Genomic DNA, 14,315 nt, shown 5'->3' on the forward strand with positions numbered 1-14,315 from the left:
TCCGCAATCATTCATAAGGCAAAATTCACTATGCCTCAGCTACCGCTTTTTCATTATCCATCTGACGATAGATTAACAGTTGCTGAGCGATTGAGACAACGTTGTAGATCAGGTAATATAGACTGAGTCCGGCCGCGAAATTGTTGAAAATAAAGAGCATCATAACCGGAAAAATATACTGCATGGCTTTCATGTTGATGCCTCCTGGAGCTCCGCCACCACCTCCGGGTCCGCCCATTCCGCCGGTAAGCCTGCTCTGAAATATCATGGCAATGGACATCAGAAGGACAAATCCGGCAATCTGATCACCGATGAATGGAATGCTGAACGGAAGGCTGAAGATATAGTCGGGTGCCGAAAGGTCGGCTGCCCATAAAAACTCTTCCTGGCGAATCAATATGGAATTCTGGAAAAAGCGCCAGAGTGTAATCAATATCGGCAACTGTAAGAGGTTAGGCAGACAGCCGCCAAGTGGGTTCACACCGGCCTCCTTGTAGAGTTTCATGGTAGCCTTTTGCTGCTTCTGTGGATCATCGGAATATTTATCCTGAATCTCCTTCATTTTTGGCTGCAGCTCTTTCATGGCTGCCATACTCCGGTAGCTTTTCTTGGTAAGCGGGTACAATACCAGCTTGATGAGGATCGCAAAGAGTATAATGGCCAGGCCGATATTCATGTAATCGGCAACGAATCCGAAATAGGGGATAATCATGTAGCGAACCAGCGGGTCGGAGAACCATCGCGTCCAAGAGTAGCCTACATCCACCATGTCGTAGGCAGTTTCGTCAAAATCCTTCAACAGGTGATAGGAAAGGGGTCCGGTATAGAGCTTAAATTCAACCAAGCCGCTTTCCGGTATGTCGGCATTGATATACGATTGGTAACGGTATTCGGTGTTGGGATTATCGGTCTGTCCGGAAAGCTCACCGATCAGCAGGGCTCCTTCGGTTGGAGTCTCTGATTTGATTACCTGGGTAAAAAATTTGGTACGGGTAGCCACCCAATCAATGGTGCCGTTATAATTTTGTTCTTCCCTGTTCGGCTCCGAAAGTAGCAGCTGCTCCATCTCTCCGCCGGTATATACATAGGCAGAGGTGTATACCCCTTCCTGAGAGGGATCTTTTTCGGTAAACTGAAGCGGCGATTCCCAGCCGAATTCCACGGTGCTGCCGATGATATCTCTTTGAAGTCCCTGGAATTGAATATCAAGATCAATCTGGTGGTTGTTCCCGTTCAGAGTATAAGTATACAGGATGCGTTTGCTGTCACTGATATTGAGAGCATACCGCAGTTCGGAGGTCTCGCCTTCTGCAAGAGAAAGTGAGTCGCCTTCGGTGAGTTGTTCGAAGACCAGTTTGTCGGTTTCAATATTGTAGTTTTCACTGGAGAGAAAACCCAGGGTATATGTCGATTCGGTAGTATCCTTGATCATTTCAACCTGCTGATTATCCCAGGTCTCATAATCCTTCAGTAATATTTGTGAGGGTCCTGCACCGAGATTGGTAAAGGTGGCACGATAATAAGGAGTATTAACTGTAAATTGGGTAGTATCCTGAATGCTTGCACTGCCGAATATGCCCATAGCACTTTGACCGTTACCTTCCTCTTCTGAGAGGGTTGCCATGCCGGTAGTTTGCTCGCCGGGCTCTTCTTCGGTTTGTGCTGTGGGGGAATCCTGTTGCTGTTGTCGGGCACGGGCAATGGAGTCAGCACGCTGAACGGCGGCTATGCTATCTTGTTGAGCTTGCTGTTGGGCTTGGCGGCGTTGTAACTCTTCCTGGCTAGGCATGGTGAAATAGGCCCATGCAACCATGGTCAATAAAATCAGAATTAAGCCGGTTACGGTATTACGATCCAAAAGTATTCCTCAGTCTAAATTAAGATTTCGTTTCTGGTTCAGGCACCGGATCATATCCTCCCCTGCTCCATGGATGACAACGGGCTATACGCTTGATGGTAAGCCAGGAACCTTTCAGGGCGCCATGTTTTCTTAGGGCGTCTATACCATAATGACTGCAAGTAGGATGGTACCGGCAGCTGCTCGGCATGTATGGAGAGATTATAAGCTGGTAGAGACGGACAAGCCCGATCAGGAGATATTTCATAAATCAGTTGTCAGTAGTGGATAGGAGATGATCCCGAACGTCGGATAAAAGCTTTTTGATATTTTGCTCAGCTTCGTCAAATGTCATTTCGATAGTGTTGGCCAAAAAAGCACCGTGCAGGCAGAGGTTATGTGAATGAACAAAATCGGTCAGTAAATGCTGATTTAACCTATAGGCCTCCTTCATCAGTCTTTTTACACGGTTTCTCTTAACAGCGTTTCCCAACTTTTTCTTAACTATAAAACCCATCAGGCATTCAGATTCGGCCTCGGAATAGGTGCGAAAGCGAAAATTGATACACGTGTTACGTAAGGTGGTGACATCGCTTTCGAAGAGACGCTGAAAATTTTTTCGGCCTCTCAGGATTTTAGCACGTGGAAGGCTAAAATCCTTTTGTGAGGTATCAGAGCTGTTATTTAGGCCCTTTGTCATCACTTATGGTTAGACGATGACGTCCTTTCGAACGGCGACGCTTCAGTACTTTTTTGCCGTTCTTGCTTTTGTTACGCTTACGAAATCCGTGCTTGTTCTTTCTTTTGCGTTTGCTCGGTTGATATGTACGTTTCATTGAGTCAACAACGTTTTATGAAAACTTTAGTTCTTAAACAGACCCCTAATTTAAGAATAAAAAAAGACAATAAGAACCACTTTTTAAGGGTTTATTATAGTCTGCGGTCGCAGAATGGTATTAAATGTTCCTGCAGATGATTAATATATTTGAACAGGCAGTGCTTAAGCCGTAACTTTAATGATTGCACTAAAATAACACGCATAGTTAGATAGTATATGTTAGACAAAATCACCGACGTTCTTACCAGTATTTTTGGTACGAAAAGTGAACGTGACATTAAGAAAATTTGGCCCACCGTTGAAAAAATTAAGTCTTACGAAGATGAAGTCAAGGCCCTCTCGGATGAGGAATTAAAGCAGAAGACAGAGTCTTTCAAACAGCAGATAAAGGACGCCACAGCCGAAATTGATGAAGACATTGCGGCATTGCGCGGGCGGCTGAACCGAAACAATGAAGATCTCTCGGTAAATGAGCACCGTTCGCTGGCCGAGGAACTGGACGCTCTCGAAGAAGAGTGGCTCGATACGGTTGAGGATAAACTTGATGAACTCTTGCCGGAAGCCTACGCGGTACTCAAGGATACCTGCCGTCGTTTTGTAGGTAAAAAATGGATGGTTGGCGGTACGGAAACGGAATGGAATATGGTACCCTACGATGTGCAGCTGGTTGGCGGTGTCTGCATGCACCAGGGTAAAATTGCCGAGATGAAAACCGGTGAAGGTAAAACGCTGGCGGCGATCTTTCCTGCCTATCTCAATGCACTTGCCGGACGAGGCGTCCACATCGTAACCGTGAACGATTACCTGGCTAAACGTGATGCCCAATGGAATGAACCCATTTTTAACTTCCACGGATTGGAAGTTGACTGCATCGACAAGTATGATCCCAATACCGAACAGCGCCGGGCAGCGTACAATGCCGATATCACCTATGGTACGAACAATGAATTCGGTTTCGATTACCTGAGAGACAACATGGTGATTAATTCCGAACAGCTGGTGCAGCGGCATCACCATTTTGCCATTATTGATGAGATTGACTCAATCCTGATTGATGAAGCCCGTACTCCGCTTATTATTTCGGGTCCGGTGCCTCAGGATTCCCGTTCGCAGAAGTTTGAAGAGCTGAAGCCGCGTGTCGAATCGTTGGTCAAAGCGCAGAAGAAACTGGTAGCTTCGCTGGTCAAGAAAGCTCAGGATGCCCTCGAAGAAGGTGACGAAGAGACAGCCGGACTTGCCATGTACCGTGCCCAGCGCGGTTTTCCCAAGAATCGGCAGTTCCGCAAAATGATGCAGGTTCCGGAAAACCAGCGCATCTTGCAGCGCACCGAAGCTTTCTATTTGCAGGACAATGCACGGCGACTGCCGGAAGCCGACAAGGAACTCTATTATGTGGTTGACATGAAGCTCAACAGCATTGAAATGACCGAAAAGGGTCAGGAGTTTATCACACGGGCTGATGAGGATGAAGAATTTTTTGTTATCCCGGACCTCGGGACAGAAACCACCGATATTGACGAAGAGCTGGAAAAACTCGAGAAGGAGAAAATTGAGGAGATCAGGGATAATGACGAGTTCAGTGACGAATATAAAGAGAAGAAGATTGAGGAAGCTAAACAGGAGGTCAAGGAAGAACGCGAGCGTCGTTTCAACGAGCTGCATCGTAAGTTTGCCGAACGTAGCGACCGCATCCATACAGTAAACCAGCTGCTTAAGGCTTACTCCCTGTTTGAACGGGAGGAAGAATATATTGTACAGGAAGGCAAGGTTAATATTGTTGATGAGCATACCGGGCGTGTGCTTTCCGGCCGGCGCTACTCTGATGGTCTTCACCAGGCTATTGAGGCCAAAGAGGAAGTGAAGGTTGAGGCAGCCACCCAGACATACGCCACTATCACCCTTCAGAATTACTTTCGCATGTATCACAAACTGTCGGGTATGACCGGTACGGCGGCAACTGAGGAGGGTGAATTCAGCGATATTTACGATCTGGATGTCATGGTGATTCCCACCAATGAGCCGGTAATCAGAGATGATAAGGAAGACCTGGTATTCCGAACAAAACGCGAGAAGTACAACGCTGCTATTGAACGTATTAAAGAGTACCATGAAAAGGGCCAGCCTGTGCTGGTCGGTACTACCAGCGTCGATGTTTCGGAAACTATGAGCCGCATGCTCAAGCGTTCAAACATTCCGCATAACGTATTGAATGCCAAGCAGCACGCCCGTGAAAGTGATATTGTCGCCATGGCGGGTCAACCCGGTGCGGTAACCGTGGCCACCAACATGGCCGGTAGAGGTACCGATATTAAACTGGCTCCCGGTGTACGAGAGAAGGGCGGGTTGGCTATTCTGGGTACCGAGAGGCACGAGTCACGGCGTATTGACTTGCAGCTAAGAGGACGTTCGGGACGTCAGGGTGATCCGGGCGAATCCCAATTCTTTGTCTCGCTGGAAGATGACCTGATGCAGCTCTTCGGCTCCGACAGAATTGCCAAGGTGATGGACAAATTGAATTTCGAGGAGGGTGAGGTTATCACCCACCCGTGGATTACCAAATCACTGGAACGCGCCCAGAAGAAAGTAGAGCAGAACAACTTCAGCATTCGTAAGAAGCAACTGGAGTATGATGATGTATTGAATAACCAACGAGAAGTTATTTATAAGCGTCGAAAGCATGCACTTTCTGGTGATGAACTGCGAAGTGATATTTACGACATGCTTATTGACCTGGTCGAACGTATCGTTGAGCAGCATTACGGTGAAGGAGAGTTCTCGGAAATGAGGGATACTATCTTGCGCTTCCTGGCTGTAGACATAGAGCTGGACCCGGAAGAGATGGCAGAACTTGGGGAAGACGGACTCATTGATCATACCATTGACAAGGCATTTGAATCCTATCGTCAGAAAGAAGAAATGATCTCCGAGCCGCTCTACAAGGTCATTAAAAACATTGACGAGTCGGAAGCAGAAAATAAGCCGACTAAAATACAGGTTATTTTTACCGACGGCATCAGAAGGATGCGCGTGGTAGTGGATGTCGATAAAGCCCTGGAGAACGAGGGACACGAAGTAGCCCGCGCCCTGGAACGAACGGCGGTGCTGTCTACCATTGATGACAAATGGATGGAACACCTCCGGGAGCTGGACTCTGTGAAAGAAGGTATCGGACTAAGGGCTTTTGGACAGAAAGATCCCCTGCTCGAGTACAAGCGGGAAGCTTTCGATATGTTCAAGCAGCTTTTAGATGAGATCAATCAGAATGCCATTTCACTAATCTGGAAAGCTATTCCGGAAATGCAGGCAGATCAGCAGAAATTGCAGCAGGCACAGCAGGAGAAAGCCAAAGTGGATATGAAGCGTGCTAAGACCCAGCATACCGATTCCACCAATATGGGCTTCCGTCAGGCAGCCGGTCAGGGACAAAACGGATCCGGCGGACAGGGTCAGCGAAGTGATCAGAAGCCGCAGCCTGTCACGGTGGAAGAAGAACCCGGCCGCAATGATTATGTAAAGATCCAGAATATGAACAGTGGAAAAGTTATTGATATCAAATGGAAGAAAGCCAAGCGCATGATCAATGACGAAGGATGGATTCTGATCGAGAAATAGTTCTTGTAAGGCGAATAGCGTAGGTCGAAAATTTAAAAACCCTGTGCATTGTGCTGTGCAACACGGTTGAATAACAACTGAACTCTTACTTGTGGAAGTACTTGGCATAGATATCGGCAGTTACGGCATAAAGGGCTGTATTGTGGAAACGGAAAAGGGAGAGATTCTATCTGAGCACTACAGCACGCCTCCTTTGCAGGATACCTCTCCGCCCAAGATACTTTCCCAGATGCACCAGGTAGTAAAAAAGCACTTCAACTGGAGCGGCCCCATCGGTTGTGCCTTCCCGGCGCCTGTCAGTCATGGGAATGTAGTTTCTGCCAAACGTATTGACCCAGGCTGGGTGGATGTAGATGCAGAACAGCTCTTTGCTGAAATTACCGGAAATCCGGTCACCGTTATCAACGATACGGATGCCGCCGGACTGGCTGAAATGCATTTCGGTGCGGGCAAGCATATGGACGGTTTTGTAATCGTACTTGCGGTCGGTACCGGTATCGGCTCCTCCCTATTCATAGATCGTAAACTGATTCCGAACACCGAACTCGGACAGATAGAGATTCAAGGCGTCACCATAGAAAATCTGGCCTCTTATAAGAAACGCAAAGAGGAGGAACTCGGTAAAAAAGCCTGGGCCAAACGACTGCAGCAAATGCTGGAGACGTATGAGAAAATATTTCATCCCGATCTGTTTATACTGGGTGGTCAACTGAGTCGAAAGGCCAAGAAAATTTTCCCCTATATCAAGATCAACACTTCTTTTAAACCGGCCAGTTTTGAAAACGAGGCCAGCATTGTCGGCGCGGCCATGATTGCCACGGAGAATAAAGAGACCGTTTTTTACCGGTAATTATCGGTTCTGAGATCTGAGTTTGTCACCATCCACCATCCACCATCCACCTTCCACCGTTCCGAGGGAGTTGTACTCCCGACTTTTGGCTTATACATCCGGTGGTACAACCACCTCAGAGCTAAGGTTGTTAATCAATGAATTTACCGTCACCGGTACTATCGATTTTCATTATTACAATGCAAGATCACTTGTCTCACCACAACTCCAAGGCCGATTTCATTGTCTTTGTTTTAAGTCACTGCCAGGTAGTAACATTCAGTTTATCCTTATTTAAATGTTAACTGTAAAAAGTTTCCGGGGGTTTGGGGGTCTTGCGGGAAAGTCAGACGAAAAGTTTTTGGGCTTGAAAGAGCTATGTTTAATGAACGTCTTTAGCTATAACAACATCTCAATACCCCCAATGGCTTTTTGGTTCGTTTTTGGCCACACAAAAATGAACAATACTATCCGGGTAACTGCAACATCACAGAAATGTACTTCTTTGCAAAGAACTCTTTGATCTTATAAATCGAACGTTCTTAACTTCTTGTGTCAACTATTCTGAGGATTATACTCAGTAAACATTCAAGCTAATTTAGTATTTGATAAAGAGAATATATGTCACATATAGAAGTATCACTCATTGAACGTATCCGGTAAATCATTCTCGTAGAGGATGATATCCCCGGCCCGGGCAAATTCTTTCATGATATCATTGGCCTTGAAAAGGCTTCCTGCCACTTTTACCTTTTCATCCGGATATCCGGTGGAGGCTATTCCTTTTCTAATGGCTTCTGTTTTTTTGGATCCAACAAGTATTACCAAGTCAAGGTTAGCCTCTCCTATAGCCAGACCGAATTCATAGTTCATCTTATCTTCGAGCCTGCCCAGCTCAATCATGCCCGGGGTGATGATGATTCTTCGTCCGCTCTCGAAACGGGAGAGTATTTCAACAGCATTCTTCGCACCGACGGGATTGGAGTTAAAGGCATCGTCAATAACGTACAGTTCGCCCTCTTTTTTGAGCTCAAGTCTGTGTTCAACCGGTTCAATCTTGGATGCAGCCAGCGCCATTGTCTTTAAGCGAATGTCAAAGATATCTGCCACCGCAATGGATAGCAGCATGTTCTGTACGTTATGGGCTCCAAGCAGCTTGATTTGGAACTCTTCTTCTCCATTATTGCCGGTAACCGTAAATCGGGTACCCTCGTGGTTGTACCTTATGTCGGATGCCCTGATTTCACCATTCTCTATTCCTGTGCTGATGATTTTAATATCATCTCGCAGATCACCCATTCGGATTACCCGTTCATCATCAGCATTCAATACCGCTGTGCCTCCCGATTTCAGTCGGCGAACCAGGGTAGACTTGGTCCTGGCAATGGCATCTTGCGAGCCGAAGGTCTCCAGGTGGGCAATACCTACATTGGTGACAACAGAAATATGCGGCTCGGCAATATCGCAAAGCTCATCAATATTCCCTTCGTAGCGGGCACCCATCTCAAGGATCAATACCTGGTGGTGCGCTTCGAGATCGTTATTGATCACCTTGCAGATACCCATTGGTGTGTTATAGCTGCCGGGAGTGGAGCATACGTTTACACGCTCTTTCAGCAGGTCACGGATCATGAACTTGGTGCTGGTTTTGCCATAGCTGCCTGTTATGGCAATGACCGTGAGCTCGGGCATGCGAGCGAGCTTATTTTTGGCCTGTTTGATGAAGTGTCGATGTATGCGGTTTTCAATTGGCTGCGTGATGGCGCCGGCAACGAAGATCCAGAAGGGTACTGTTGCATTACCCAAAATCCACCCGATGGATAGTATATAGATATCGGCGGTTAGGAATCCCGACATATCAAAACGATATGATGAAAAGGGAATATTCCCGGTATAGCCGATATAAGTCAGAAGCAGTGGAATAAGTGAGCAAAACAGTACAAAAGGAATGGTCAGGCGAATAACTCTCGGGGTAAAGACCAGCGGCTTTTTCTTACGTTCTCCTTTGTAATAGGTGAAACGGCCGAACCAGAATATGCCAAACATCGATAGAATTATTATGGCAGAGCTGCCGGTGATGGTAGTGGAAAGCAGCCATAACATACCGGCAATAATGACCAGAAACAGTACGTGCTCGGGTGTTATTACCCTTTTGTTCCAATGTTCAATAAGCCAGTGCCGATACTCGTTGAACTTATAACCTTTTTGTTGGAAAATGTGCAGGAAAAACTTGGCTCTCAGAAAGGTGTGCCTTGCCATTACAAAAATGAATGCAATCAACAGGGCGTCAACGAAAGTAAAATACCAGCTCAAGTTCTTGTCTTTATTGTAGTGAATATTCTGTTTTCCAAAAGGTCGCTAAAGTACACAAGTTCTGTTATATTTGAGACTTAATTTTGAAATTAGTCAACCTTTCATCAAAAGCTGATCAAATATATGAAATTAATTATCCCTATGGCAGGTCGCGGTACAAGGGTTCGCCCTCATTCCCACACTACTCCAAAGCCGCTGCTGCCGGTAGCAGGAACTATGATCGTTGAGCGTATCGTCAATACCTTTGCACGTACACTCGATCGCACTATTGATGAAATTGTATTTATACTCGGTGCCGATTTTGGTCAGGAGATCAAGGATGAACTGTCGGCTATGTGTGCCCGCCATAATGCCAAAGCAACCTTCCGTGTTCAGGAGGTTGCAGAGGGAACGGCCCATGCTGTCTATTGTGCCGAAGAGGATTTGGAGGGAGAGTGCATCATCGTATTTGCAGATACGATTTTTGATATGGAAGGGAAAGTTTCTGTTGAAGATGCCGACAGCGTGATATGGCTTAAGGAAGTGGATGACCCGTCACGATTCGGTGTGGCGGTAGAAGAGGACGGTCAAATTACCGATTTTGTAGAGAAGCCCAGCGAGCCCATCTCAAACCTGGCAATTATCGGTGTATATTATTTCAAAGAGGGAAAGAACCTCAAGAAAGAGATCGAATACCTGCTCGATAACGATATCCGTGGTCATGGTGGCGAGTTTCAGCTGACTGATGCCCTGGATCGGTTGCTGAAAGACAACAAGGTGTTCAAAAAAGCAACAGTTGACGAGTGGCTTGATTGCGGAACCTTGCCGGCATGGCTGGAAACCACCGGTGTAATTGTGGAGAAGGAGGCATCGGATGTGGATGAGTCCCAATATTCAGAAACCAAGATTATTGAACCGGTGTATATAGGGGATGACGTTAAACTGCAAAACTGTATTATAGGTCCGCACGCCAGTATCGAATCGGGTTGCAAGCTTAAGAATACCACGGTCAAGAATAGTCTAATCCAGGAACAGTCAACTCTTGAGAACTGCCAGATTGAGGGTTCCACTATCGGCAAATACACCGAGCTAAAAAATGTGGACCAGCAGGTGCACCTGGGTGATCATTCTAAGATAGGGGTGGAGATATAGGTTTTAGTCGTGAGTCTTGAGTCGTGAGATATGTGTCATTAGAGATATTTTTTCGCGGTTTAAAGACCCCCTAAATAGTCTTAGAATCTATTTGTCTTACGACTTACTACTCACGACTCACGACTATTAAATATAATCCTCCATCGGGCGGTTTTGGTCGGCATCTTTCAGGTGCTTATGGGCCTGCTCGTGTACCCCGTCCGGTTCCAGGTGAATGGTCACGATAACATCCCCGCTTAAACTGTTTATTAGCGCCCGTTCCAGCTTGGTAGCATCTTCGTGAGCCTTCTTCAGATCAACATCACTTTCAAAAAGGGCATGCAGTTCGATCCAGGTGGTGTTGCCGGCAGTCCGGTGCCGAAGGTGATGATAGCTTTTCATGGAGCCCGGCAGTTCGTCGTTAAGCACAGAGAGTATTGCTTCATGGACTTCAGGGTTCTTGCTGTCCATGAGTCCGTCTACCGAGTATTTCAACAGTTTAAACCCTTCATACATGATGAAAAGAGCCAGGAAAAAGCCCACAATAGCGTCCAGAATCATCCACTCGGTAAACCGTATGATCACTAGGGTGGCAACCACGCCGATACTGGTCCACACATCGGTCAGGGTGTGCTTGCCGTTGCTGACAACCATCATGTTATTTTCTTCCCGCCCGATTTTTACGAGATAACGACCAAGGAAAAAATTGATGCCTCCCGCGACCGTCATCATGAGAATACCAACATCCAGGTTTTGTACGATATGCCCGAACAGGTACTGTTCTATTGACTGGTAAATAATTGTGATTCCCGCAATTATAATGACGGCTCCCTCAATACCTACGGAAAGGAATTCAACCCGTTCGTGACCATAGAGGTGCTTGTCGTCAGCCGGCTTGGCACTTAAGATAAAACCATAATAGACAAAGGACACTGCCACTATGTGAATGATAGACTCCAGCGCATCCGACAGTGCGGTGGTAGAATCCGTCAGATAAAAACCTCCTGTTTTAACGCAAAGCGATAACACGGAGACCAGGAGACTAATCCTGAGGGCATTTTTTGAACGTGAATTTTCCAAGCCAAATAAATTTACTTAAAGCACATAAAGATTGCTGAAACAATACCTGAAAGCAAGTGTATTTGTTCTTATTTTATCGCTCATTTTATAAGGCACAGTGACATTATAAAAAAATGGGAAGCGCACAGTTAAATGTGCTGCTTTCTGAATATACCGTTCTGTAGCAGCAAAAAGATTTTAAACGTGCACGATATAGACACCAAGCATAAGAAAGTTTTTAAAGTTATTTCTGAAGCCGGTGACCAAATAGATCAGCAGGTCTATGTAGTCGGCGGCTATGTCCGTGACTATTACCTCGACCGGCTAAAAGACGGTGATGAGATGGATATTGATTTTGTCACCATCGGCGAGGGCATCAAACTGGCAAAAAAAGTGACTGCTCTCCTGAATGCCGACAACCTATCGGTTTTCAAGCAATTTGGAACCGCACAGGTCATATACAAGGGGCTTGACCTTGAATTTGTCGGAGCCCGCAAAGAGAGTTATCAGCGCGACTCCCGCAAGCCTATCGTGGAAGACGGAACTATGAAGGATGACCAGCTGCGGCGCGATTTCACTATTAATGCTCTTTCCTGGTCACTGAACAAAGACAATTTTGGTGAACTATTCGATCCCTTCAGAGGCATTCAGGATCTAAAGAAAAAGCTGATACGAACACCTGTTGATCCCTTTACCACCTTTGATGATGATCCTTTGCGGATGATGCGTGCTGTTCGCTTTGCCACACAGCTTGGATTTACGATTGAGGAAAAAACTTATAAGGCCATTGAGGAAATGGTACCTCGCCTCGAAATTATATCCAAAGAACGCATTATTGATGAGCTAAATAAGATTGTCTTGGCAGACAAGCCATCGATTGGTTTCTCCTTGCTCTTCAAGACGGGTCTCCTGGAGCAATTTTTCCCTGAAATGGTAAAGCTTCACGGTGTAGAAGAGGTGAAAGGCATTCGTCACAAGGATAACTTCTGGCATACGCTAAAGGTTCTCGATAATGTTGCGGAGGTGAGTGATAACCTCTGGCTGCGATGGGCGGCCATTATGCACGACATTGCCAAACCGGCAACTCAGAAGTTCGTCCCGGGAACGGGATGGACCTTTCACGGTCATGATGCCGTCGGGGCTAACTGGGTGGAAGGAATCTTTCGCCGCCTAGGCCTGCCCCTTGACGAACGCATGCGATATGTTCGCAAACTGGTCAGGTTGCATCTGCGTCCCATAGCTTTGGTATCCGATGAAGTGACCGACAGTGCCATCCGGCGTTTAATTTACGATGCCGGTGATGATATTGACGATCTGATGACACTCTGCAGGGCGGATATCACCAGTAAAAACGACCGGCGCGTAAAGAAATACAACAAGAATTTCGATTATGTCGAGAAGAAGATCGTCGAGGTAGAAGAGAAAGATAAGCTTCGGAAATGGACCAATCCCGTTGATGGGAACGAGATTATGGAAGCACTGGGCATTAAGCCCGGACCGGTAATTGGAGAGATAAAAGATGAGATTAAGGAAGCCATTCTTGAAGGTGATATTCCCAACGAGCACGATGCGGCTTATGAATACATGATGAAAATCAAGGATAAGTATATCAGTTAACAGTGAACAATGTGTCATTGAACAGAAATTCAGAATCCAGGAGTCAGAAGTCAGAATTTGACTTGATTACTCAAAATTCGCAGCCTTTGATAACTGATAACTGATAACTGATAACTGATAACTGATAACTGATAACTGATAACTGATAACTGATAACTGATAACTGACAACTGATAACTGATAACTGATAACTGGCAAAAGAAAAACACCATGAGCTGGATAGCCGAATCTTATGCAAAAATCAATCTCGGACTCCATGTACTGGAGCGCCTTCCCACCGGCTACCATCGCATTGAAACCGGCTTCTGCTTCCTGGAGTGGAAAGATAAGTTTGAGATCGAGCAGGCTTCTGAAATGGAACTTGAACTTTCCGATGAGTCAATTCCTACCGATGACGGTAACCTGATAAACCAGGCCGTATCGGTGCTTCAGCGTTATGTGGGGCTGGAGAATAACTACCGGATTCAAGTGGAGAAGAATATACCTGCAGGCGCAGGCTTGGGAGGCGGTAGCAGCAATGCCGCCCTGACCCTTCGCATGCTCAACAAGATTGAAGAGCTTGGCCTGAGTAATGAGGACCTGATCGATTTAAGCAGGGATCTGGGAGCTGATGTACCTTTCTTCATCCGGGGAAAAACAGGCATAGGTAAAGGCATAGGTCATGAAATTGAAGAGATCGATATTCAGCCGGACCTTTGGATTGTAACTTGTTTCCCGAATGTGCAAAGCAGTACTCCCGAGGCCTATCGGTACTGCGAACCGAATCCGAATCCCGACTTCGAACTGGAAAGAGTTCTGACCGAAGAGGATCCGGAAGAGTGGCGATACATGCTATTCAATGACCTGGAGCAGTCAGTGTTTCAGCGCGTTCAGGTTTCGGGCAATTTGAAAGATCAATTCTACGAATTCGGCGCTATCTATGCATCCATGACCGGAAGTGGCTCTGCGGTGTACGGTATATTTGAGCAAGATTTTGTTGCCATTAATGCCTATAATGGTCTGCTTGATCTGGACCTGCCGACAAATATCACCAGGCCGGGCTTTTCACCTGACTACGGCATTTACCGGAAAGAGTAATACTAACAGAACACGAATAAAAC

11 protein-coding genes are annotated in these 14,315 nt (G+C 46.3%); 5 read left to right on the top strand and 6 right to left on the bottom strand.

The annotated features are described in order from the left end of the window. Positions 1-28 precede the first annotated feature (28 nt). The 4 genes from yidC to rpmH are packed head-to-tail and all read right to left on the bottom strand — an operon-like array spanning position 29 to position 2,673. Entirely contained in the window at positions 29-1,858 is a 1,830-nt protein-coding gene (gene yidC, locus G3570_RS01030) for a membrane protein insertase YidC (protein WP_165138292.1), read from the bottom strand. 19 nt (positions 1,859-1,877) lie between these two features. Beyond that, a complete protein-coding gene (yidD, locus tag G3570_RS01035) occupies positions 1,878-2,105 on the bottom strand; it encodes a membrane protein insertion efficiency factor YidD (RefSeq protein ID WP_165138294.1) in 228 nt (75 codons plus the stop codon). 3 nt (positions 2,106-2,108) lie between these two features. Continuing rightward, positions 2,109-2,537 carry a ribonuclease P protein component gene (gene rnpA / locus G3570_RS01040; RefSeq protein ID WP_165138296.1) on the bottom strand — a complete coding sequence of 143 codons (429 nt, stop codon included), beginning with the start codon at positions 2,535-2,537 and terminating at the stop codon, positions 2,109-2,111. Continuing rightward, on the bottom strand, positions 2,518-2,673 hold the full coding sequence (gene rpmH / locus G3570_RS01045) for a 50S ribosomal protein L34 (protein WP_165138298.1): 156 nt from the start codon (positions 2,671-2,673) through the stop codon (positions 2,518-2,520). Before rpmH ends, rnpA begins: the two co-directional genes overlap by 20 nt. Positions 2,674-2,903: 230 nt before the next feature. Between rpmH and secA the strand changes: the two genes are divergently transcribed. Next, positions 2,904-6,287 (top strand): preprotein translocase subunit SecA, encoded by a 3,384-nt coding sequence (secA, locus tag G3570_RS01050; protein WP_346267211.1) that lies wholly within the window; start codon positions 2,904-2,906, stop codon positions 6,285-6,287. A gap of 91 nt (positions 6,288-6,378) precedes the next feature. Beyond that, on the top strand, positions 6,379-7,137 hold the full coding sequence (ppgK, locus tag G3570_RS01055) for a polyphosphate--glucose phosphotransferase (RefSeq protein ID WP_165138302.1): 759 nt from the start codon (positions 6,379-6,381) through the stop codon (positions 7,135-7,137). Positions 7,138-7,755: 618 nt separating this feature from the next. Here the strand turns inward: ppgK and G3570_RS01060 are convergent. Further along, entirely contained in the window at positions 7,756-9,429 is a 1,674-nt protein-coding gene (locus tag G3570_RS01060) for a UDP-N-acetylmuramoyl-tripeptide--D-alanyl-D-alanine ligase (protein ID WP_165138304.1), read from the bottom strand. Between the two features lie 123 nt (positions 9,430-9,552). On the opposite strand from G3570_RS01060, the gene G3570_RS01065 reads away from it, so the two are divergent. After that, complete coding sequence (locus G3570_RS01065; RefSeq protein ID WP_165138306.1) at positions 9,553-10,560, top strand: sugar phosphate nucleotidyltransferase; 1,008 nt, start codon at positions 9,553-9,555, stop codon at positions 10,558-10,560. Between the two features lie 126 nt (positions 10,561-10,686). On the opposite strand, the gene G3570_RS01070 is transcribed toward G3570_RS01065, so the two are convergent. Continuing rightward, entirely contained in the window at positions 10,687-11,619 is a 933-nt protein-coding gene (locus tag G3570_RS01070; protein ID WP_165138308.1) for a cation diffusion facilitator family transporter, read from the bottom strand. 183 nt (positions 11,620-11,802) lie between these two features. Here G3570_RS01070 and G3570_RS01075 point away from each other — a divergent pair, with 183 nt between their 5' ends. Both G3570_RS01075 and ispE read left to right on the top strand, forming a co-directional pair. Then, a complete protein-coding gene (locus G3570_RS01075) occupies positions 11,803-13,215 on the top strand; it encodes a CCA tRNA nucleotidyltransferase (RefSeq protein WP_346267193.1) in 1,413 nt (470 codons plus the stop codon). A 210-nt stretch (positions 13,216-13,425) separates the two neighbouring features. Next, a complete protein-coding gene (gene ispE / locus G3570_RS01080; protein WP_165138312.1) occupies positions 13,426-14,292 on the top strand; it encodes a 4-(cytidine 5'-diphospho)-2-C-methyl-D-erythritol kinase in 867 nt (288 codons plus the stop codon). Positions 14,293-14,315 lie beyond the last annotated feature (23 nt).

Origin of the sequence: Halalkalibaculum roseum, from assembly GCF_011059145.1 — a bacterium.
Lineage (GTDB): Bacteria > Bacteroidota > Rhodothermia > Balneolales > Balneolaceae > Halalkalibaculum > Halalkalibaculum roseum.